Source organism: Bradyrhizobium sp. 147, assembly GCF_023073935.1.
In the GTDB taxonomy this organism is placed as follows: Bacteria; Pseudomonadota; Alphaproteobacteria; order Rhizobiales; family Xanthobacteraceae; genus Bradyrhizobium.
Genome location: NZ_JADPKL010000025.1, coordinates 169,982 through 193,262 on the forward strand (window position 1 = coordinate 169,982; position 23,281 = coordinate 193,262).

A 23,281-nucleotide genomic window follows, 5' to 3' on the forward strand; every position below is an offset into this window, starting at 1 on the left:
GTCGGGATGAAGTCACCCTGCACGGACGAATGCGTTCGATGCCTCCGGGCAGGCGACGCCTTCAATCATGCCGGTGCCGAACTTCTCTGGCGTTTTCGAAACCTTTTTCTCAGCCGCGTAGGAGATAAAGGACGCGATCGTTGGTCCCGTTCCGGGAATGAGCGAGCAAAGGCTCCCGATGATGGTGCCGCGCAACATCGCGGGGATCGAGCGGCGGAGCTCATCGCGCGATGGGCGCAGATCGCGCAGGCCGACGGAGCCCCCAATGCGCACCCTGCAAAGAAGGGCCGGACCGTGAAATCGAGTGCTTCGAGCGCCAAGCCAAACAACTTGTTCAATTCGAAGCAATAGCCGCCTCGCCGGGCATCGATCAGTTTGGCCCAGATCGACTTTTCACCAGATCGGGTTATCGCCTAGCAAAACATCAAAGTTCTCATAGGGGATCGCACGCATTTGAGCCTGCTGTAGCGCAAGAAGGCCATCAAGCGTTGTCGGGACTTGAGCAAGGCCGATCCGATCGAGATAGGACGCAATTTTAAATGCCATGGCACGTCCTTGATATCTGGATTCGTTTGATTAAGGGGCCGGACGCGCGATGACTTCGCAGGGCAACGTGTAGAAGGTGGCCATCTCTCCTATAGAAATGAAACAGCCTGAGCACTCCGACGACAGCCTCAGTGCCGGTATCGAGCCAACGGGCCATTTGTGCACGGCCGGAACAGCCCGTAGGACTTCCGATCCGCGGCGGTTTGCAACGGCGATCTTCCAGCCTTGCGAATCATGTCGTCTCGCCTCGCCGCGAACGCTCCGCGTTTCCAGATCCACAGGGCGCCTGGTTGCCCGATACAGGCGTGGCGTTTACGAATTGCTTGCGTTGAGCTCATCAAATATCCTAGCCGGGCGCTTTGCTTCGCTCTTGCGCGAACAAGTTGATCTGCGGGCGCTTCTGCATTTCGGCAATCCACATGATGCCCCTGGCCGTCGGAACGGCCGCTTGTCGCCACCTGATCTGCGATTACCTGCCGCGCTGGCCTTGAGATCCTGGATGATTTCGAGATTTCCACCGTGTCGGCAATATGGCCGGTCGCGCGATGCCATCCATTGTGCTGCGTAGCGCCGCCAACGTTCGAAGAATGACGGAGTTGCTCGATAGAATAGATAGCTTTCATCTGAACTCTTGAGTCGTGACGGCGAGAGACCGCTGTTCTTGAAATGCGTCCTTCACCGTCGCTGCAATCAACATGCCGAAAACCGTTATGCTAGTCTTGCTGCAAGACAACAACACCATGTGCGTTGCGAGCGCGCGCGGAAACATTTTACGCCCTGATGTCAGGGGCCGGACATGAACGTCTTCAAGACGACACGGCTGAAAACAAACATAGGGGAGTCAAAACATGATACGGTCCCCTTGCCGACCTCGCTCGCGTCTGCGCCATGTGCCTGAAACTACATTCTGTGAAGTCTAGCCCAATCGTGCGAGCTTCGTTCACAAACGCCTCCTCATTTATGTGACGCTTCAATAGCCTTCACTTTGCGCATCGATGCCGTCACGGAGCGTCTACCCCTTCAAAGCGGCAACAACGGCGGACAGCGCTGTTCGCCCCGTGACATCAAGGAGATCGGAGCGCGCACTAATTCAAACAGCAAACAGGGCCCGATGGTCCCTCGGTGGGGCGTCCAGTTCACTGAACGTCTTCGTCCTTCAGCGTACGGTTGGGACTGGCCGCTTGAGGATTGGACAAAGACATTCCCGCCGCGGCGACAGTCGCGTAACCCTCTTTGCTGCGGCTTCTAGGCGGAGCATCGCGGGATAGCCCCCATCAGGCACCGTGCCCACCAAAGCTGACTTTTGGTGGCCGCCATCTCGGAAGTCCGGCAGCCGGATCAGGGCGGCTTTTTCGAATCACACACTTCGTTTGCCAATCTCGGCGAAGCCTCATGCGCGCGACAGAGGGCTTGGTACGAGCCTTGCTTGCTGAGGCGCGAAACCATGTGCTTCGCGCGAGCCGACGGATTACCTCCGCTCGGTGTCGGTTCCAGACATTGGATGTCTGCAACCGGACAGGGTGGAAAACAACAACGCGCAATGGGCGATATCAATAATCGTCGATCAAGGAGACATAGCATGTCCGGTGTTGCAGGCGCATTTCTGCTGCCTTCAAGCCGCTCACAAAGGACGGTTTACGATCAGCTCAAGCACATGGTGCCGAGGCTTGAAAACCGTGGACAGGAGGGGTTCGGCGTTGCCGCGTTTATGCATGAAGAACGGTTTCAACATACAAAGTCATGCCGGCCAGCAGGCACACTAGCAGGTGTTGATTTCACTGAGCAGGACGCGCATTTCAGACCGCATGTAGCTATAGCACACGTTCGCACTCCCTCTCACAGAGAGAAGAGTGACGCCGACTTCCAGCCCTTTGACAATCATAAAACCTCCTGCCGCCGTTTGACGGTTTGTTTGAACGGGGCTCTGGTCAACGCTGATGAACTTAGGAAAGAACTGCACGCCGAAGGTCATTCCATCAGCGGCAACACCGATGCGGAGCTCTTGCTCAAGCTTATCGAGAACATTTGTCAAAGAGATTATTGGCAGCACGGTCTGCCGGTCAACTACGAGAAGGTCTTCCAAGACATTGACAAGGGTGTTGACGGAGCCGTCAGTGCACTCTTGTTGGATGGCCTAGGAAATCTGACCGCTTTCCGCAATCGCAGGGGTTTGCGGCCTTTGGAATTCATGCAAACCGAAGATGGTTTTCTACTTTTTGCCTCAGAAAACAGTGCTTTCTCTGGTCTACAAGGCCGAGTCGACGAAATTCGGCCAAGTCACATCAAGCATGTGAACGGCAGAACGGGAGACTGCCTTGATCACTTTGTGGGCCAAGCTCGGCACAGTCCGAAGCTTTGCGCCTACGAAACGCTTTATCTGGGAAATACAAGAACGTTGGTGCAAGGGCAATCTCATCTAGCAACTCGTCATGATATAGGCATGACCTTGGGCCGAATTGTCTGGCCGCGATTAGCGGTCGAAACAAGCTCCGCTCCCATAATCGTTTCTTCCATGCCGCGCACCGGGACACCGTATGCCGACGGTCTATTTGCATCGCTGGCCAAGCAGCAAAGTGCGCTCGTCCAACGGCACGAGGTGATCGCAGTCAACCGCTCTCAGCGCACACTTATCGGGTCTCTTGGCGAGCGCAACTCCCTCATCTGGCAAAAGTACCGCGTCGCAACGAACGACGTCACGGATAGAATCATCGTCGTAGCCGATGAGGCTCTTATTCGTGGCGATACAAGCCGCGCAGTGACGGAGATGCTCCTTGCCGCTGGGGCAAAGGCTGTGCATTGGGCAATCGGTTCGCCGCCTATCGTTGCACCAAATTACTACGGCATGGGTATCGAGACCATAGATGAGCTAGCGTTCTGGAAAATATGGAAAAGCCTGGCACCCGAAACGCGGCAGGATAGCCTGCGCTTTCATAGGATCGCGCCGCAAACGCTTCGGGTGATCGAACGCAAAATTGCTCTATCGATCAACGCTGCTACCATTACGTATTTGCCCTTTGAAGATCTGCTTTCCTTGCTGCCGCGGGGACATGAGGGAATCGATCTTTCTGCGTTTACGTTCGAGATGCCGACCCCTGGCGGGCAAAAACGCGCAGACGACAATTTGAATAGATTGATCGACGAGCTCACCTCAACGAAAACGTCTGCAGCATGAGGCCATAATGAAACCTGCTCTTGTATTCGACTGGAACGGCACTCTCCTCGACGACGCCGACGCCTTGCTACAAACGACGAACACCATTTTGGGTCGCTTAGGCCGGGCTGCCATTGATATGCAAACGTTTCGGGATCATTTCGATGTTCCACTTTCGGTTTTTTTCCGCAATCTAGGAATGTCGCAGAGTGAAATAGAAACGGTGGATAGCCATGACAGTGCTATTTTTCACGACACCTACGAACCACTGGCGAGCAAAGCCGATCTGCGCGACGGCGCGCGTTGCATTTTGGAAACGGCACGTCAACAACACGTTTCCAGCATTATTGTCAGTAACCATATAGTCGACCCCCTTATTACCCAATTGCGAAGACATGGAATCGAAGATTGTGTCGCGGAGGTTCTGGCGTTTGAAAGCCGCGCTACTCAATATAAAGGCATAAGCAAAGGAGAGCGGCTTCGTCTGTATATGCGAGCATACAATCTGGACCCCAGCTCAACTTTCATCGTCGGGGACATGCCGGTCGAAACGGATATTGCACGCGAACTTGGCTTGATCAGCGTAGCCATTACGGGCGGATTTGTTTCCGAGACGCGTCTGCGAGCGGCGCAGCCGGATTATCTCATCGAGGACCATCATAAGCTGCTGCCCATTCTGCAGGAGCGTGGTCTTTTTCAGAACTCATAACGACGCAGAGCATGACTGAAACTCCGTCAACTGAAGCGCCTGGGAAAGTCGGACAACGAATCGGCCTAATCGGCGCAGGGCGCATGGGAACAGGCATAGGAATCAGTCTTTTGCGTCATGGCACTGAACTGCATATCAAAGTCAACAGAACCCGTGTTGGCGCGGAACGCTTGACTGGCATGGGTGCTCATGAGCACACCGCAATTTCCGAATTGGCCCGGCATGTAAGTGCCGTCGTTTTATCCCTGCCCTCAAGTTGCGAGGTCGAGGAAGTCTGCCTTGGGCAACATGGGCTATTTGCACATTTGCCCCGACAGAGTTTGATACTTGACTGCACCACGTCCTATCCTGCTTCAACCCTCACTCTAGCCGAACAGGCCAAAAAGCATGCATTGCACTTCATAGATGCCCCCGTAACACGAAGCCCTGAACAAGCAGAGCAAGGGCGTCTCAACGCCATCGTTGGATCTGATCAGAACACGTTTCCTATGGCGGCTCGTGTTCTTACCGCATTCTGCGAGAACATCGTCCATGTGGGTGATATTGGACAGGGCCATAAGCTCAAACTTGTCTATAATAGCATGACGATGGGCATGGCGGCGGTGGTAGCGGAAGCTTGCCAGCTTGCCGATGCCATTGACGTCGACCTTGCAATCTTACGCTCCTTGGTCAGTCGCGGCGCGACCAACAGCGGGATATTCCAAAACTTTGCAGCCTTTTTGTTGGACGAAAAGCCGGATGCTTTGGCAATATCGATCAGAAACGCCAAAAAGGATATTGACTGCAGCGTGCGATTAGCGAACGAAACCGCGTTGAAGGTGCCAGTTCTGACTGCCGCCGCGCAAAAGTTCCAAACCTGTCTCGCCGAAGGCAAAGGTGAATTGACCTTGCCTCATCTTGCGCTTTCGTCAAGGGATGACGAATCACGGCAGAATTAGCAGCGACGCACCCAAAACAAATCTCTACAATCCATGTCTTCCTGTTCTCCAGCGTCGCCTTCACACGGATGGCGAAAGCATCGGCTAGATGCTTTTGTACTTCAAAGCGATGCTCGATCCCGGGCTGCTGTTTTGAGCACGCAGGGCCGGCCATCGTTCCCGCTTTCTCCAAGCTCTTTGAAGAATACCAGGCAATCACGAGAGACCGCGATTTGGCGCAACAGCCACATACGGAAGTGAAAGTGCTCGAGGACGTCACCGGCCGCAAAGCGGTTGCATAACTTTCTGACGACGCCGGAGCGGAATGGCACCGCGAACGTGTCCTGGCTGATGAGGTTGTTGAGCGGGCGTTTGGAATATGTCGATGGACATGTTTAGCCGGATGCTCAAGGAGCTGAGCATCAGACATCCCCTCAACATACCGCAAAGCTTTAAGAAGTTGAGGGTTGTTTGACGTCAGACATTGTGCGCGGCAGCATTCGATGATCACTGATGGCCCATCATCGATGCGTCAAGACCATGATTGCGCAGCTCGGTGGTCGTTCCGACAGGCAACCTTCGGAAGGGTCGATGCCTTCAACGCTTTCCGAAGTTAGTCGACGATGCCCAAGATCGGAACCCGCTGCTCACGGACCGTGGACGCGCATTTCGTTCTCGGGCGCTTTGCCGAGATCTGCACTAACTGCGCTCTTTTGATGCGAGCCGCCTTCCCAAGTTGGGCAGCTAACTCCCACGTGCCTGAACAAATACGCGCATCAACGCTAAAATTCTGGAAATGGCGGGATCCTAGCTCCAGCACCTAACCCAACGTGAGATTAGGGCGATTTCGTTTCTGAGGAATGTTGTGCTGAAGTTACAGCAATTCACGATGATGTTGCCAAGACGCGCAGAGCCGGGCTCAAGTGTGGAATAGCACTCCAATGAAGAATTTTCTGCTTCTGCAAGCATCGTCGCAATCAACGCGGCGGTCCCGCACTTGGCGCGGATCTCGCTCCATAGCCTGTCCAAACCAACGAGCCGCAGCTGTCGGTCGCTCCCGCGATCTGTGACTGGACCGGTTACTATATATGGGCATAACGGCGGCTGGGTTCGAGCCATAACTGCTAGGATTTCGCAGGCGTTACTCCCGAAGGCTGCCATGGTACGACGGCCGGCACTATCGGTGGCCAGATTGGCTATCGCTGGCAGATCTTCAATGTGGTCTACGGCGTTGAAGGCCGGGGCAACTGGGCAAACTTCAGCGGCTCCAAATATCAGCACCGCTTTCCCGTCGAACATCAATCGAACCAAGACGGATGCGTTCGGCTTGCTCACCGGCTAGCTCGGCTACGCATTCCCGTGCTGCTTTAGGCCAGGCGGTCCTGTGATGACCAGCAAAACAGACCAGACCAACTCCGACGGTCACTGGGGCGGAGCTTGCTAAAAGCGATAATGTCCGTTGGGGGCGCGCCGTAGGGGCTGGCCTGGAAAGTTAACTTCGCGCCCAGCTGGTCAGTTGGCGTCGAGTATGACCACCTGTTCATGCCGGAGAGCAACGTGACCTTCCCCGCTGTCGGGACGGATCGCATTCACCAGGATGTCGATATGATGACCCTTCGGCTTTACTACAAGCTGTTTCCGGTGGTTGGAAATGGCGATCTCAACACGTTTGCGGCGGATCGAGGAGCCCCGACCTTCGGTCGGGGCTTTTTCTTCGGAGTGCTCTTTCGCGCAGCGCTAACTGGCCGCTTTTGCCGAAGCGCCGCCTTTCCAAGTTACGCAAGGAACATGATCTTCTGCACTGGCGCCGGCGACATGCGCCCCGTCGGCAGCGGCACAGTGTGTGTACGCGCCAGATCCCAGCCTTCGACCTTTGACGGCGTGGTGTGTACGGTCAAGGCTAATGACGCGATTGTCAGGTTCGAGATATCGATGTTTCCAATCTGACGCGCCCGCGCAACATGAGGCGACTAGAGAACCTTCATTTTTCAACCGGCACGCTGCTTGCTTCATTTCGTACCGCCGTCACCGATGCCGGCTGCCCGGCGCTTGGCTAAAAACCGGATGCGCGCAATGCCCTCCAGAAGGAGCTTGTCGACTAGGTCTAGAAGCTGGTCTTTTGATCGATTCATACTTGTAAGATAGTCAAGGAAGTAGCAGTTTTAAACTCATGACAAAAATCAACTGAAGCAAACCGATCAGCTCGAATCAAACTACCGATCTTCATTGGCGCCTAGCTACGATCGACTGAAACCCTCACGTCCTACGAACACCTGCAAATGCTGGACTCCCTGGCCAGACCTATTCTAACTTGCCGCTCCAAAGAATGCCCGAGACTAAGCTCGTAGTTGCCGTATACAACGTGCGCGCTAGCAGCAAGTGGCTTCCTCACATGGCAGGTCGAGCTTGCTCAATGCCTTGGCGAACGATTGCCCATAGGATCGCTTTTTGTCTTCACAGCAGTTTTCATACGCAAACTGGCTCCGATACAATCATCGTCCCATTAAGATGCTCACGCAACATGGACGTCAAAGATAAGGTTGAGGCGGATCGCCACAATGGCGGCTTGGATCCGGCTGGTCGCGCCCAGCTTTCGCATCGCGTTCTTAAGATGAAAGTTCACCGTATTCTCGCTGATTTGTAATATCCTCCCGATTTCCCATGACGATTTGCCCTCTGCCACCCACCGTAGGCAATCTAGTTCCCGCTGCGATAGCGCAACTCTCATATTGCAGTTATCTTCGGCCGGACGTGTGATCTCCACACAAGCGGTGTGAAAGTGCCAGGCTAGTGCGTTGAGATGGCCTTTGGAATGTTGAGGATCGGCATCGTCGAACCGAGATGCAAAGGATACGACGGATAACCGACCCAATGGCCCAAACAACGGTACACTCATGCCGTGCTTGAGACCGGCCTCTCTGGCCTCATCAAGTACGCGCCGTTCGTCGGGCTGTAGTTGATATTGCTCGGCGAGTTGATCCCACAGAAAGGGCCGCGAAAGCGTCGGTGTCCGCCGGACTACCGGATCGATTTTGTGGTACTTTCGCTTAAAATATCGTTCACACCATTCGGGCGGCCACTTTACGGCCACCGCCGGTGGCGGATACTCCGGTAGACGAAGTGGCTCCGCGAAATTGAGCGCTCCGTAAGAGACTTCGCTGAAGCCTTCGTCGCTCGCACAGCTCACGAGAAGCTCGAAAAGCGGTCTGAGGCATTGTGTTCGCGTCGCGCATTCGGTGAAGCTGAAAAGATCCATTTGTGGCGCCTCAGCAGGCTGGCCCGAAAGGTCGGTATTGCGCCGCTCAATTGAGCTGGTTTTGAGCGGAGGCAAGTTCCAATCCGTCGCCGAGCCGCTCCGTGATCCCGAGCTCAAGGAGGCCGGTGTCACCGCCGATGTTCGGCTTGCCGGCGAGCATGAAAATTCTGCTTGGTGCAGAGGGCACTTTGCATACGCATCTCCGGAAGGGCGAGAACCTGGCGATGAGAACAGCAAGTGTCGTACCAGTTGCACCGCCCAAAAAATCGTATTTAACGACAATGACTTGAGGATTTGGATAGATTCCGCGGGCGCGTGCGTTGAAGTATTCGCGACATCAGGAGGAAAGCCGACAGCGCCATTTGGCTTGGTTGTTCGTGATGATTGCCTGACTGAATTTTCTCTTGACGTCTGATCGGTACCCCTTGTGCAAGGCACCGCTGGATCGCTCATTATTGCCTGTGGCTTGCCAAGAAACTTGAAACAAGCGGAAACGTTCAAGGGCAGCGCAGGCAGGCTATCTGACTCATCTATGAGCCGATCCGCTCTGACCGACCAATACATGCAGTTCTGAGGCACCGACAGGAGATGAGGCGCAGACGCTCGTTGGTCCACTTGCGCGCCGACGCTTCAATCCGTCACTGCGGCTTTTAGCGGCTTAGCAACGTTTCTCAGGACAGCGGCGCGGCAGTTGACAAACATCTGCTTCGTGTAATTCCCGCCGAAGTAATCCAGCACGAAGGTGCCGGTATAATCCGGATCATCGCCCACGCTGCAGATTATGCTGTCGAGAATCTCGCCGATTTCGGGAATGCGCTCGCAGTAACGGGCACGGAGAACATTAACAGCGTTCATCGAGTGAACTGCCTCGTCGGCAATCACCTCTCTCAGGCAACGAAGGAAGCTGCTGCCAAGTCCGGCATAGAACTCTCTATCCGCAGCATAGGCGCGGCAAGTACACATCTCATCAAATGCGATCATAACGATCAGAGAGAATTCGTCCTTCAAGTATTCATTGATTGCAGAAAAACTATGCGATCGAGCTTCCAATCTGTCTCGAAGATCTTTTTCGGATTCACCAGCGACAAGCTCCATGATCCGGATGAAAGCATCGGTGTGGCGCTCTTCATCCGCGGCCCAGGCACTAAAGAACGCCTCAGCTTCGTTGGTGGCGATCAGATTTCGGTTGAACAATTCTTGTTTTAAGTGCCTCGCGTCGTATTCAGTATATAACTCAGGCCACAACTTGTCCCGACGTGCGCGCACAGTCGATGGTCCGGCCGTGAACATCGCCGGCGTCAACTCATCGAAAAAGTCTTTTGGATTCCAGTTACGTCGAATCGGCGCAATCATCCGACTGTCCTTCTCTGCAAGCGGCCTAGCAGAGGACGCTCGCAAAGCATACTTGCCCTACACCAAGTATGCTGTCGCCCCCTTGTTTTGGTGGGCAATTTCGAGACGCAACTCATCAAACGGTTTGAAACTCGCGATCATCAACAGAAGCTCATAGGGGCCGTCAACGGTTTTGGAGTTCGCGTGCAGTGTAGGCTGGGGTATCCCATCGCTTTCTTTGCAAACTGCGCGGCGGGATGAACCGGGGGATCTACGATTTGGCTCAATACACATCCTATCAGATCGGCTGGACTCCATGTGGAGGGACTATCGAGTGAGTACCCTGAAAGAGGCGCGCTTAGCTCGCGGATACGACTGATGTCTGAAGTGACTTACTACTTGCTTTGTCCTTCGCCCCCTCTGACGAAGGCAACGCGCCCGGAAGGCGACGGAATGTTTCAGCGCCAAGCGACTGTCAGGCACGCCGCAGCTCTCTCGCGCAAGCTAGGTCTGCCTGCACCCTCGCCTTCTCAAGGACGACCGATCCATCGAGCGTCGAGTTGGGGAACGCCAAGGTGATTCAGAAATTTGGGAATATGGAAGGACCCTCCTCTCGGTTGTGTGTTGTAGCCGCCAACTTCCCGGCTGCCCTGTGTATTAGGACGCATGCTCGAGTCTGCCAGACAGACACCTTCGGGAATTGGCTCCGGGCGCTGAAAGATGCGAATGCCATTGCTCAATCGCCGCCCGCATGCGCCTTCTCGAACTCGGCAATCTTGGACAATGTGAGACCAGTTGAAGGCACTTCCGAATTGCGGTTCGACGACGGCCACGGTATTGACTTTAATTCCTTCAGCAGGGCAACACCGGGTCGTGTTCCCGGTGGTGGTGTAGCTCGGTAGAGCAAAGCCGCCCGGACGCGCCCCCAATAGCGCCGTAGCGGGCGGGCGGTCGTGCGCTGGTCACCGGCAGTTCTCCGGTAAGATCGGGTTGCGACACGCCAACCCAACCGAGCGACCGACGGCATGATGAACCTGCGCACACTCGTAGAGAAAACCCTGATGCCGATCTGCTGCGCGAGATGATCGGCTTTGCCGCCCAGCGTCTATGGAGTTGGAAGTCGAGGGCCAGACCGGGGCGAGCTACGGCGAGAAGAGCCCGAGCGCCTGGCCCAGCGCAACGGTTACCGGGAGCGGATCTGGGAGACCCGCGCCGGCGCGGTCGAACTGTGCATTCCAAAGCTGCGCAAAGGCTCCTACTTTCCGGGTTTCCTGGAGCCGCGCCGCATGGCCGAGAAGGCGCTCACCGCATGCAGGAAGCTTATGTGCAGGGCGTCTCGACCCGTTCGGCGGGCGATCTGGTGCAGGCGATGGGCATGACTGGCATCTCCAAAGCCAGGTCAGCCGGCTGTGTGGCGAGATCGACGACAAGGTGAAGGCCTTCCTCGCCCGCCCGATCGACCGCCGAATCTCCGGCTGAAGTAAACCGCGCCGTGCTTCCATGCCCCGAAGGAAGCGAGTCCATAATACCCTCAGCGCGAACATCATCCCGATCCTCGAATTAAAGCTGGCTGAAGAGCTCTCTTCAAGTTCGGGGCACTGAGCCACCAATTTTCTCAGTATGCCACCGAGGCGTCTCCCGCCCCTAGAAAGCGACGGTCGCCATGGTATGCCGCCGCTGCGGGGATCAGAATTTGGCGCACTGCGCCCTCCCCAAACCTTAAAGGCGCGCGCGTCCACAATGAATTCGCGCCCTGACTTGCTTGAGCCCGCACTCTCTAGAATGCTATCGACTTCAGAAGCCTTCGCGCAGATCGTGCAGTCTCAAAACCGCGTGGACAAATGCAAGATCGATGATGCCGTTGGTCGGCGCCTCGACCAGGGCACAACTGTGCTTTCAATTTGTGCCATCACTCAAATGATCGGCGGAGCTTAGCAGTGATCCTCGAGCACTGCGAGACGGAACAGGTTTGCGGGCCCGATCAACTACCAACCCTCGTAATTGATCTAGATGACGGAAGCATGTCACCTATCGATTGATGAAATCGGCCGGTCTCCACGTTACGCCGGTCATCACAAGGAATTGGCATGCAACACCGATTACCATCTGTTCTCGCCAACGGCCCTGATCAATCCGCCGGTTCCTCACGTGCTGAAATCCTGCGCGCCGAAATCTGCTCCCGCAGAGAGCTATCGTTCCTCATGGAAGCGCATGATGGTCTCTCCGCCGCGATCGCTGAGCGCGCAGGGTTCAAAGGCCTCTGGGCGTCTGGCCTGTCTATTGCCTGCTCCCTGGGCTACCGCGATGCCAACGAAGCGTCGTGGAGCCAACTCGTAGACGTAGTCGAGCGGATCGTGGAATCGAGCGAACTGCCTGTGCTCGTTGACGGAGATGGCGGCTTCGGGAATTTCAACAATGCACGCCTCGTGACACGCAGGCTCCGTCAGCGTGGAGCAGCCGGCGTCGCGCTCGAGGACAGCTGTTTTCCGAAGATGAACTCGTTTGTTGGGGATCGGCACCCCCTCGCCGACATCGACGAATTCTCTGGCCGCCTCCGGGCAGTGAAGGATACAGTCGCGGACGACTTGATCTTGGTGGCAAGGATCGAGGCATTGATCGCTGGGCATGAGATGGACGAAGCACTTTCGCGCGCTCACGCCTACGCCGACGCGGGAGCCGATGCGATCCTTATTCATTCGCGAAAGAGAACCGCGGACGAAATCCTTTCGTTCGCGCGCGCTTGGCAGAACAGATTGCCGGTCGTGATCGTTCCGACGAAATACTATCGAACACCGATCTCTGCATACCGCAAAGCCAACATCTCTACGGTGATCTGGGCCAACCACTCCATGCGAGCGGCAACAGCGGCAATGCGTCAAGTCTGCGGTCGCATCATCGCTGAGGAAAGCACCGCGAGCATTGAGCCGCATATTGCTACTCTCGAGGAAGTCTTCGAACTGTTCAAGTACGACGAACTAGCCCGTGCGGAAACGCGATATTTGCGGCCCGACGCTGAACTGCGCAAATAGGGTTTCGTCGACACAGGAGCGCATAGTCATGGTCGAAGACCTCCTGTCCTGGACTTCCTCCTAGCTGGCCAGGTTCGACTGCAATCTCAAATCCCTAACCATTGCACTGAGATGTCCTTAGATGGCGTAGCACGCCTCACTCAGCCGAAATGCGCACTTTGCCATCTCGGCAGCTCGAGGCACCGGATCCAGCGCCTTCCTTCTCTCTGGAGAAAGGACCGACCAGGACCATTTGCCTGTCTTCACGCTTGGGCTCCATTTTCAGATGGCTCCGCAGACCTGATGTCGCTTCAGCATGCCTACGCTGGCGACGAAGAAGCTGTCGGTGTTTCACCCTAGAGGCGCGACGAAAAAGGAACTAAACGGTGACCGATGCTCCCAAGAACGCCGTCATTCTCGCCGCTGGCTGCGGCTCTCGCCTGCGTCCTCTGACAGATCTGCGGCCGAAGTCGCTGGTCGAGGTCAACGGCACTTCGATTCTTCACAACGCTCTGCGCAATCTGGAATCTGTGGGCGTGGAAGAGGTGACGATCGTGGTGGGCTACCGCAAAGATGCCATTCAATATGCCTGCGGTAGCCACTTTGGCGAACTCAAAATCAAATATGTCGAGTCGACCGTCTTCGACCGGACCGGAAGCGCCCATTCTTTGTGGCTGGCGCGCGACGCTCTTCTCTCCGGAGACTGCTTTCTTCTCGAGGGCGACGTCTTTTTCGAAGAGGATGCGCTGCGACAGTTGATGGTCTGCCGGGGGACAGACGTAGCTGCAGTCGTTCCCTTCGATGATTCAATGGAAGGGTCGGCCGTTCTGTTGTCGCAGAACGGCTTCATCTCAGGTTTTCGATTGAAACAAACCGCGGCAAATCTTGTTGCGGATGGCCCACAGCTTTTCAAGACGATGAACCTTCTACGGCTTTCGGCGCCGACACTCAAGGCAACGATCGTTCCGACACTGGACGATGTCATCGCCGCTGGAGCTCGGCAGACCTACACCGAAGAACTTTTGGGTTATCTGATAGAGAGGCGAGGCCTCCAGCTCGCAGCGGCGCGATGCGATGGCCTCAGCTGGTACGAAATTGATAACGCTGACGATTTGGAGATTGCCGAGCGCATTTTCAAGGGCCGAACGAAGGCCTACACGGCGAGACGTGATTTGCAAACGAGGTGAGAGTGCAATGCTAAAATACCTTTGGGATCCAGCGAACGCCATAACGATCACAGGTCTTCTCTTTTCCTCCGCCAGCCTGTTTTTAGCTCTCTCTGACCGCCTTGAGCTATCCGTGGCAGCAGCGCTTTGGGCCGTTCTATCGGACCACCTCGACGGGGTTGTGGCAGGTCGCACGAAAGGTCGCGATCCAGATGTCGCAAGAATGGGAGCGAGCCTCGATGGGTTTGCAGATATCGTCTATGGAGCCGTTGTGCCTGCGGTAGTTGTGGTACAAGTCAGCCAAGCTTCACAACTCGCGCTTGCGACCGCAACCGCTCTACTGGTGACGGGAGCAATAAGGCTTAGCTACTTCGCGAACTTCGGCAGATCGCGCGATGGACGCTTCTTGGGCGTCCCCTTGTCATACGACGTGCCGCTCCTGGCGCTCCTATTTCTTTTTAAGCCTCTTATTCCTGCTGAAGCATTTCCTGACGTCGTAAACATTGGCTTCTTGCTGCTCGCTACAGCGCATGTCGCGCCTGTTCGCGTGCCACCACTGGGCGCAACAATGTATACGGCAATAAGCATCTTCGCCGTCGCGTCGTCGGTGGTTTTAGCCAGTCGCTCCTTTTGATTGCGGATGGAAGTATGATCCAGCGACTGCCTTCTTCGTGTTGCAGGCTTCCCTCCATGCAGGTCACATGATGACGTGTAGTCTCGCCAACCGCGGCGTGCACCAGACTTGTTGCCGAGAGCATTTCCGCACCAATCGGCACTGCTCGATGCTTGTTCGCCGTGAGCTTGTCGAGAGATGGCGACCATCTTGCAATTTTCGTTTGTCCTGAAATGTTGAGCTAGTCGCACGCATGAAGAGGGCAGCACAAATGGACCCACCCCTTAGGTCGGACGAGGTCTCTGACCTGATCAACGGATTCCCCGGCGGCTATTGGAAATATGACATCAAGGACTTCGTCCTTCTGGTAAACCCTTATTTTCCGCCGCAGGCGTTCCTTGACGAACTTAAGAACGCGCTACCGCGGCTAATTACCTGCTATCCCTCTCCTAATGCGCAGATGGTCCAGCTTCTTGCGGATGCGGTGAAGACGCCAGCGAATAAACTTGTCATTTGCAATGGCGTGGCTGAACTCATTCCCATCTTTCTTGGTCGACTGGGAATGAGGATTGCTGTCCCGGTCCCAACCTTCAATCCTTATGAAACCACCGCCTTGCCCGGGCGGTTGTCACGCTTTTTTCTGTCACCGCCAGATTTTGAACTCGATGTGCACCGCTACGCAGCATTTGCGCGTACAAATGGCGTCAACGGCGCAGTCGTGATATCGCCGAATAATCCCACTTCGCGGATGGTTCCCTATGCGGATTTACTATATCTCGCTTCCGCGCTTCGAGCTCAACAGCAACTGCTACTGATCGATGAGTCATTTATAGAGTTTAGTGAGCTCGGACGAAGTGCTAGCCTGGAAAATCACTTGCTCGAATTTCCCAATGTGATCGTTCTCAAAAGCCTCGGAAAGATTTACGGGACATGCGGTTTGCGGATGGGGTATGCGGCATCCGCAAATGAACAGATGATGAAGGAAATTAGAGCGGCGCTCCCCACGTGGAATGTCAATACGGTTGGCGAGTTTTTTCTGAGCAGGCTCCCTCACCTCGCGCACGCGGCACAGCAGAGTTGGATGAGGGTAGGCAGCGACAGAGACAAACTATACGCAGACCTGCGCAGCATCGACGGAATGAGAGTTCTAAAGCCCGACGCGAATTTCGTGTTCTGCGAACTGCCGCCCCACTGGCCGGATGGGGACGTGATCGCCTCAACGCTTTTAAAAGATAGACGCATATTGATCAGGCACAGTGGCGGAAAGACGCTTCAAAATGGCAAGCGGTTCTTGCGCATCGCATGCCGCACTGAGGAAGACAATAAACTCTTGGTGGAAGCATTGAAAGAAGTTGCTGATTAGCGCAACTTGTCTTCAGTCACCGAGCATTCGAGACTTGAGACATCCTTCGCCATTGAAAGGCACAGCCTCCGCTCCGAGGGAGCGAAGCTAGTGGCCTTCCGGCGCTCGCCCCTCAAAACAGCCAGACAGCGCTGAGGCTCTACATGAAGTACCGTAGACCGATAGCCCGCCAGCGGCCGCGGCAAGGCGTCGTTGAGCACCTCGACCGCTTACCGGATCGAGAAGGATCCCCGGCTTCCATCGCAGAGAAGGCTCCCCGCGGCCGTCGCCGGCTGAGCCCGTTGGCCAGCGTGTTTGAGACAGAGATGGTGCCGATGCTGAAGGCCGATCCCGGGCTGCGGCCCGTCGGGATCTTCGAGGAGATGTTTCGGCGCCATGCCGAACTCCGAGCCGGCACCCGTCGCACACTGGAGCGTCGGATCCGAGCCGAGATCGAACGCGTGTGGCCAATCCGACCTCAGAGGCGCTTCACAAAATCGGACCCGCGTTCGCATTCCAGATCGGCTTCGTGATCACGCCCTCCGCATCCGCGAAGAATACGGAGGCGTAACCAGTATCCGCGCCATAATGCCGTTCGACGCTTAGAGCAAGGAGCAAGCAGTTCAGTCAAACTTGTAGGAGACCTGTAAGAACGTGCCCCATCGTTCCATGCGATAGTCCCCCGGAAGGGGCCCAGAGTAGCAGGAGGGCGGTTCTCCTGGTTGGCTCCGGTAGCGAGCGTCTTACGTTGGTTTGGCGTCCACATAGCCGAATAGCGGCCACCGAAGCCAACGCTGACGTTCTTAGTGATAAAGTAGGATAGGGCTGCCTCAACCTGCACACCACCGCCACCACTCCCGCGTTGATCAAGGAAGGTCGTGAATTGGCGCATCAGATGGTTGTCGCGCCCTCGGAAGTCCGTCCACGGCAAGTAAGCAACGTCGGCACTTACGCGCCAGCGATCGAACAACATGGTCTCAGCGCTAAGGCCGATGCGCGGCGCATTCCAATCAGTGTCTTGGCTGCCGACAATCCTTCTATCGCCCGGAACAAGGCAAGGTGCAACGTTGGGGGAGGCGGTCTGCACACATCCGATCGTGTCAGACTTCTGGCCGTAGTAGCTCCAGCCCATGAACCCACCAACCTTGTAGGTGCTGCCATGCAGGAAATCGTAACCGGCATCCGCGGTGAAGTACGTGAACCTTCCGTTGCCCTGGCCCGATAGTGTGTTTTGATAAGCGAGCGGGTCCACGCCCCAATCTTCATCGTTCATCTTTCCATTGCTGAAGCGCCCAAACCCGATATTGCCCTTCAGGAAGATTCCCCAGGGGCTGTCCAGCCGTTCGAACAACTCACCGGAAATCCCATCCTGCCCATGGTAGGTGAGCTTTGATACTAGATCAGTACTCCCGTGGTCCCATTGAAAGCTTCCGCGGCTTAACCACAGCCGTGTGCCGCTTTCCAGCGACCACCCATCAGCGAAGCCAATCGGCGAGGCGCTGACGGTCGGCTTCGTTGCGTATAGCGGCGTATCTGACCATCCTGGCGTCCGTGGGTGTGCGTCGAAATGGTAGTTCAGACGGAGCTTTACGATGTGATAGCTGCTGGACAGGCTGGTGGTGTTGGCGGGGATGGTTGCCAAGGGCGGCCTCTGTAGGGTCGGAGGGGTCGCGACACTTGGACCGGTGAATCCCAGATAATCGTACTCAAACGTCACGGACCATGCGTTCGCGAGTGCTTGCTCGACGCCCAGGCCGATCGTGCCACCGACTCGACCATAATCGAAATCGGTGGCATTCTGTGGCGCCAAGCCAAATGGGTGACTTCTGCTACGGAATTCGTTATTATTGGCCACAACGCCGCTATTGTGCTGCCAGACCACGCCCCCCTTGAGATAAACAAGTGTTTGGCCATGCGGGCCGAACGCATACCCAAGGCGACCCGTCCCGGTCGCAAAGACGCTTGGACCAGCGCTGCAGTTTGCGCTGATGACAGAGCTGGAGGCGGCAAGACAGGTGTTTCTGCCGTCTGAGACAGCGCGACTGGCGTCCAGTTCAACGCCAAAAACCCAGCGTTCCCTCTGCCAGTTGTAGCCGATCTGACCTCCGGCCAGGAACACAGAGGTGTCGACAACGTCACCATAGAGTGACTGGCCATAGGGGTCGCTGAATGATGTTCGCCCGTAGCCCCCACCGACGTGCCCGCCGAGATATCCTCCGGTCCAGCTCCAGACGGCGAGTGGGACCTTTACTGCCGGCTTGAGATCGGCCGAATTCACAGCGCCGCCTGCAATGAGCGCAGCTGTTGCGACAGCGTAAAAAAGAAGTTGGGACCGCATTTCACCTCACGAACACAGACGCGCGCCACCTTGCAACGACAGCCAAATGGCCGACGTTGTTAGCGCCGCTTCCACAGCGGTTGCGGTTTGCAGGATCTAGGCCAGCGGACGCAATGCGCATTCGCTGCGGTTTTCGACCTCGATGTTGTCTTCGCAACAAGATCGGTGGATTTTGAAACGGGCCGAGCGTCTGAGGTCGGACACGAAACGCATGCTGCACGCCGGCTCCGGCCGTTCGGATAGGTGGTGAATGCTCCCGCGAAGAGCCCTTTCTCTTGCTCCACACTCCTCGGCTGTCGCACGGCTCGGCCGTCCCGGACGCCGGGGAAGCCGATGAGGACGTCCACATCGCAGGCGACGAGCTCGGAGACGGCGACGCAAGGGCGCTCAGGAAGACCGCAGAGTACCTTGCTGGTTCGGGCCTCGACCCGCAAGCCTTTTAGGCGTTGTCAGATGTGCGGTGAGCGGTGAGCGGCTCTCCGTGTTCCTCGGCGGTTTCTTCTCACACGACTCGTACTCAATCGGCATGTCTGAGCGAAGGATCGTCGACTCGAGCGCCTCCTCGCTCTTACCGCCGCGAGGATACGCGCGAGGGTCTCGTCAAATGACAGCGGCTTTATTCCTCAGCTCATCCGCTATCTCTCTAAGCGTCGGAGTTCAAGCGGCGGTACCGCATTCCACAATAGTGAATCGACGGCCAGCCCACTCTTCCGATCCAGCAGTTGATTGAAGTGCGTGAAACGCGCGCCCGCCAGCGCTGCATACAGGTTAGGCTCGCTGGCCATCTGACTGGGAGCTGGCTAACCGATCTTACGTAGGTCCTCGCCTTTTCGGTCAGCCTTTGCCAGTCATTAGGCGAGCCGCTTTTGAGGAAAGAGGAACTCCTATACGTGAGGACGCATTGATCTGTTGAACTGTCCGACAAGCCGATGTCCGCAGCTTTTTCTTCTGCTTTCCTGGCACTCCAAAGACTCGCCGGCGCCAAATTTAACCGTTGGCCACCGAAAAATGAATGAACTCAGTTGCACAAAGATGGTGCAGAAGCATGCCACCATCACCCACATCATGAGGAAAGCCCGCAGAACGTATGTGGTGCTCTTTGTTCGCATCAGGCTCGCGAACACAAGCAGCACGATCATGAAGCCCAGCATGATAGCCGGGCTGTTGGCGGCGCTTCTGCTGTCCTCTTTTAACGCAGTATAGACATAGCTGCGGCGGCACCGACGCCCGCAACGCCTATCGCGCACGGAACCGGACGGTACCTCTTCACAGCCTCCAACAGCAGACTCGGCAGATCTGAAACTAGAAATACCGTCGTCCATCAGCAGCGTCCGAGGTAAGACGCTATTTTCGCGATCGTCTTTTCAGCGGGACACGCAACGCCCTCTTCTGCCGAACGTAACGAGAGACCCAGCTGCGATCGGCCGTCCTACTTGCCGTTCCAACCGGCCAACGCCTTCAGGTAGGCATCTGTTTGGTCAACGCTGAACTCGCACCACATGATCAGGTGGTCCGACATCTGGAAGGTGCGCCACTGCCTGAACATGTTAGCGGTCGGCGCGCCTTTACCGCCTCTGAATTCCTTCGGATCGTCGAAGACATAGTCGAAGAAATTGAAAACGCCTGCGTTAGTGCTTTTCACACCTACCTTCTGCTTGAAAAATGCGATTTGGTCGTAGAACTTGTTCTGGTCCACGTTACTCCCTGGCAGCTTTTGCAGCTCGGCCGGGACCTCGAACCTGTTTCTGGTGATCGCCTCGTAAGTCTTATCCGTGCGGGAAAAGATATTGAAGTCGCCGAGCAGTACGAGGTGTTCGGGCGAGTAGTCGGCCGGGGCGCTTGTGTTGATGTAATCCTTGGCCTTGGTGGCAAGCAGCTTGGCAAGCGCGTTGATCTCGTCGACACGCCGCGGATCCTCCGCTTTGGCGGTACCGTAGTAGATGTGGACCGTACATAGGTTGAACTTGGCCCAGCCCACCTGGAAACCGCAGACGAAGGGGGTACGGGCGACCTGGCTCATTCGCTCGGTGGCGGTCTTGCTCGGCAGAACCAGTTCGCCGGCAAGTCCGGTGAAGCTGACCTTGGCCGTGTTGTAGACAAAAGCGAGCCGCTCGAAATTGCCGCCGTCGGCGAAACTGACGTCTGTGAAGATGACGTCCCACTGCCGGCCAAGCAGGCGTAGAATTTCCTTGAGCGCCTTGAGGTCGGCCCGTACCTCCTGCACCGCGATCGAGTCGAAGCGGCTTATGCACTCCGCGATGTAGTACATTGCGTCGGTCGTTCGGCCGCCATACTTGGTCCCGCCGAACTCGCGGATATTCCAGGTTGCCAGCAGCAGCGTACCGTCACTCTTGGCGGGCACCTTCTTCTTAAGCCCGGTGCGCAGTTTGCTGAGCCCCGCAACAATCCTCTGGCGCTGCTTGTCGTCCTTGATCCACCTCAGGCCTGTGTAATTCATCGATAACTCCAAAAAACGATAGAGCGAGCGCGGTCGCTGAAATCACCGTATACAACCACTGATTTTATCGATTTGAAATAGAGGAAGGCCGGCGGGGCGGGCAAAAACCCTGCGGCGCTCTGACACAACTTGGATCGCTCGCGGAAGATTGCTGCATAGCGCTGGCTTGGCGCCCTGAGCGCCGGGCGTACCGTTGGCGGCCACCGGCCCGGTGTCGTTCCGCCGCGTCCCAAGGCAGCGATGACTTCACCGGCGGCTTGATCGAGGCAGCCAAGCTGCTGCATACAGCTTTTCTACGCTAAACGGCGGCCGCGACTGGCACTCCTGCCCGTCTTCTTGCGTACACTGTCAGCGCATGATCCGCCGTGGCTCTCCGCTTGCGCTGCCCTTCCCCGACGCCACTTTCTTGCGCGTCTGTGACATGGCGACACCTGCGCGCCACGCTTGCCATGGCTGCCGATCACGTTCGACCGATGCGCTTACGCAGCAAAAAGAAAGATTTCTGCGTGTTATCGCCCTGATGAGGCCTGCGGATCGACGCTCAGTTTATGCGAGATTGTTGGGACGACCCACCACGTCAGCAGAATCAAGATAGACTGCCTCACCGACCTGCACATGACGGAGGTGCTGGTGGTATGCGCCGCTGCTGGTCTCGTAGACCTTTTCGATCGTCCGAGGCACGTCCCCTCCCTCGTCGATGAAGACCTCAGTGAGGCCGCGGCCGGTCATCGTTGCTGGCCGCGAGATGCCCAGAAGACCGAGCACTGTGGGCGCAAAATCGCAAATACTTGAGGGGACTTTTGAGACGAAGCCGCCTTTGACGAGCGGTCCTGCCAAAATGCCGACAGACGACATCTCCTTGGCATGCAACCCGCCGTGCACTCCGAAGCCGACTGGCCCATCCGCACTCCAACTGCGACCGATAAGACCAAAACGATCAAGGCCGCCATCGGATCGAAACGAGAACAGGATATCTGCCGATCGGGCATGGTCGGCGAACACGAGATGACGGGCGAAGCTGCCGGGTGCAATGCCGTCGACCGCGCCGCCAGCGGTGAACACCGGACCGCACCAGGGCCTTTCGATCATTGCCCCGACGGCGCGGCGGATAACGGACTGCGAGGGCTCGGCGAGGTAAATTGCTCCGACCTGCCCAGGTATGACGATGGCGTCGATCCCAGCCGCCGGTGCCGGGCCGCAGCGCAGCCCCGCAGCCTCGAGCGTCTGCAAGAGATCGGCCCGCGCATGCACCGTCAGGTGCCCGTGATCGGAGGCTGCGATCAGGTGCACGCCCTGGCACACGCCTTCAGCTTCCCACCAATCGAGCACGCGGCCAAACTGCCAATCGACAAAGCTGATCGCTTCCAGAGTTCTTGGCGCGCCGGTTCCACAATCGTGGGAGGAACTATCGGGTTCGCCGAACGAGAGGATTGCGACGTCGGGCCGAATTTGAGGCCAGATGACGTCGAGGAACGCTGAAGTCAGAAAGGCTTGAGAGGCAAGATCCGGGGTGCCGGGGGGTGGCGTCGCAGGCGTCGGCCCAAGCAGGCTCTCCACCTGTCTGAGCATCTCGGCCGAGGTCGCGATAGAAGGGAAGTGGCCGGAGAGCGTCACCTGGCCGAACTTTCGGGCCTTATGGTTCAGCAGACGGGTTGCTCCCGCCGAGTTGGATGCCAGGACTGACAATGTCCTGCCGTTCGCCGCGAGGATCTCGCCAAGTGACGGCACACCGAGTAGATGGCCGTCGCTCGCGGCATCGAGGTCCTCGATCAGACGCGCATTACTTGTGTCGACCAAGCGCGGTGCCGGAAAGTGCCGGTCGAGATACTGATTGCCAACAATGCCGTGGCGATCCGGCGTTACGCCCGTGATGAGGCTCGTGAGCGCTGTCCGTGTTTCGCTGGGATAAACGGTGCGCTGCCGGGCCAGCACCGCACCGCGGCGCTGAAGCCTGACCAGATTCGGCGTCAGCGATGATTTGATGAGATCCGGCCGAAGCCCATCAAATAGCACGATGAGAACCCGATACCGGTCCGGTCGGTTGAACATGATCGTAAGCTTTCGTCTAGCTGGGACGTAGCGGATCGGCCGGGGCTTGGCTGACCTGACGCAGCCTAGCGCCATTGTCTTCGGGATGGACGCTGATCGCTTGCGCGAGGGTGATGCCGGTATGGAGCTCCCAGTCATGCCGACCAACGCCTGGCCGGCGTGCCGACCGGCACCGTGCCGGGATCAGTGGCGTGCGAGCGCCAGCAGCTCTCCTCAGTCGTAGACTGCACCGGGTGAGATTGGACAGCGACTGCATCGCTAGCGGCTTCTGAGCGAGGACGTCAGGTGAGACATCCAACAAGCCAAGGGTAGCCTTGCCTCGCAAACAAAAATAACAAATGCTTCGTCGAATCAAGCTCGCTCGGCGCAGTAGCCGATCCTGATCTGGTCGACATT

Annotated in this window: 15 protein-coding genes and 2 pseudogenes; 10 read left to right on the top strand and 7 right to left on the bottom strand. The window is 56.7% G+C overall.

All coding sequences use genetic code 11. The annotated features are described in order from the left end of the window. Nucleotides 1–12: 12 nt before the first annotated feature. Both IVA87_RS35030 and IVA87_RS07630 read right to left on the bottom strand, forming a co-directional pair. Complete coding sequence (locus tag IVA87_RS35030; RefSeq protein ID WP_346658346.1) at nt 13–273, bottom strand: tripartite tricarboxylate transporter permease; 261 nt, start codon at nt 271–273, stop codon at nt 13–15. Between the two features lie 120 nt (nt 274–393). Continuing rightward, complete coding sequence (locus IVA87_RS07630) at nt 394–546, bottom strand: hypothetical protein (RefSeq protein ID WP_247333196.1); 153 nt, start codon at nt 544–546, stop codon at nt 394–396. 1,579 nt (nt 547–2,125) lie between these two features. Here IVA87_RS07630 and IVA87_RS07635 point away from each other — a divergent pair. The 4 genes from IVA87_RS07635 (at nt 2,126) to IVA87_RS07650 (ending at nt 7,270) form a co-directional block, all read left to right on the top strand. Continuing rightward, nucleotides 2,126–3,718: a class II glutamine amidotransferase gene (locus tag IVA87_RS07635; protein WP_247333197.1), complete on the top strand. Its 1,593-nt coding sequence runs from the start codon at nt 2,126–2,128 to the stop codon at nt 3,716–3,718. A gap of 7 nt (nt 3,719–3,725) precedes the next feature. Continuing rightward, nucleotides 3,726–4,406 (top strand): HAD hydrolase-like protein, encoded by a 681-nt coding sequence (locus IVA87_RS07640; protein ID WP_247333198.1) that lies wholly within the window; start codon nt 3,726–3,728, stop codon nt 4,404–4,406. An 11-nt stretch (nt 4,407–4,417) separates the two neighbouring features. Beyond that, nucleotides 4,418–5,344: an NAD(P)-dependent oxidoreductase gene (locus IVA87_RS07645; protein ID WP_247333199.1), complete on the top strand. Its 927-nt coding sequence runs from the start codon at nt 4,418–4,420 to the stop codon at nt 5,342–5,344. Nucleotides 5,345–6,880: 1,536 nt separating this feature from the next. After that, nucleotides 6,881–7,270 carry a hypothetical protein gene (locus IVA87_RS07650; RefSeq protein ID WP_247333200.1) on the top strand — a complete coding sequence of 130 codons (390 nt, stop codon included), beginning with the start codon at nt 6,881–6,883 and terminating at the stop codon, nt 7,268–7,270. A gap of 565 nt (nt 7,271–7,835) precedes the next feature. Here IVA87_RS07650 and IVA87_RS07655 read toward each other — a convergent pair. Both IVA87_RS07655 and IVA87_RS07660 read right to left on the bottom strand, forming a co-directional pair. Then, on the bottom strand, nt 7,836–8,579 hold the full coding sequence (locus IVA87_RS07655; protein ID WP_247281335.1) for a LuxR family transcriptional regulator: 744 nt from the start codon (nt 8,577–8,579) through the stop codon (nt 7,836–7,838). A gap of 630 nt (nt 8,580–9,209) precedes the next feature. Next, on the bottom strand, nt 9,210–9,932 hold the full coding sequence (locus IVA87_RS07660) for a hypothetical protein (protein ID WP_247333201.1): 723 nt from the start codon (nt 9,930–9,932) through the stop codon (nt 9,210–9,212). 1,004 nt (nt 9,933–10,936) lie between these two features. On the opposite strand from IVA87_RS07660, the pseudogene IVA87_RS07665 reads away from it, so the two are divergent. The 6 genes and pseudogenes from IVA87_RS07665 to IVA87_RS07690 all read left to right on the top strand — a co-directional run. Next, nucleotides 10,937–11,372: pseudogene (locus tag IVA87_RS07665) on the top strand (transposase); the annotation flags it as partial. A 695-nt stretch (nt 11,373–12,067) separates the two neighbouring features. Further along, nucleotides 12,068–12,940 (top strand): phosphoenolpyruvate mutase, encoded by an 873-nt coding sequence (gene aepX, locus IVA87_RS07670; protein ID WP_247296248.1) that lies wholly within the window; start codon nt 12,068–12,070, stop codon nt 12,938–12,940. A gap of 365 nt (nt 12,941–13,305) precedes the next feature. Further along, nucleotides 13,306–14,106 carry a phosphocholine cytidylyltransferase family protein gene (locus tag IVA87_RS07675; RefSeq protein ID WP_247333202.1) on the top strand — a complete coding sequence of 267 codons (801 nt, stop codon included), beginning with the start codon at nt 13,306–13,308 and terminating at the stop codon, nt 14,104–14,106. A gap of 7 nt (nt 14,107–14,113) precedes the next feature. After that, nucleotides 14,114–14,719, top strand: a complete 606-nt coding sequence (locus IVA87_RS07680; protein WP_247333203.1) for a CDP-alcohol phosphatidyltransferase family protein — start codon at nt 14,114–14,116, stop codon at nt 14,717–14,719. A gap of 250 nt (nt 14,720–14,969) precedes the next feature. After that, nucleotides 14,970–16,061: a histidinol-phosphate transaminase gene (locus IVA87_RS07685; RefSeq protein WP_247333205.1), complete on the top strand. Its 1,092-nt coding sequence runs from the start codon at nt 14,970–14,972 to the stop codon at nt 16,059–16,061. A gap of 131 nt (nt 16,062–16,192) precedes the next feature. After that, nucleotides 16,193–16,489: pseudogene (locus tag IVA87_RS07690) on the top strand (IS21 family transposase); the annotation flags it as partial. Nucleotides 16,490–16,518: 29 nt separating this feature from the next. Here IVA87_RS07690 and IVA87_RS07695 read toward each other — a convergent pair. The 3 genes from IVA87_RS07695 to IVA87_RS07705 all read right to left on the bottom strand — a co-directional run bounded on the left by IVA87_RS07695 (nt 16,519) and on the right by IVA87_RS07705 (nt 22,885). Next, nucleotides 16,519–18,378, bottom strand: coding sequence for an outer membrane beta-barrel protein (locus IVA87_RS07695; protein WP_247333206.1), 1,860 nt, complete (start codon nt 18,376–18,378; stop codon nt 16,519–16,521). A 1,429-nt stretch (nt 18,379–19,807) separates the two neighbouring features. Beyond that, nucleotides 19,808–20,836, bottom strand: coding sequence for an endonuclease/exonuclease/phosphatase family protein (locus IVA87_RS07700; RefSeq protein ID WP_247333207.1), 1,029 nt, complete (start codon nt 20,834–20,836; stop codon nt 19,808–19,810). A 546-nt stretch (nt 20,837–21,382) separates the two neighbouring features. Then, a complete protein-coding gene (locus IVA87_RS07705; RefSeq protein WP_247333208.1) occupies nt 21,383–22,885 on the bottom strand; it encodes an alkaline phosphatase family protein in 1,503 nt (500 codons plus the stop codon). Nucleotides 22,886–23,281 lie beyond the last annotated feature (396 nt).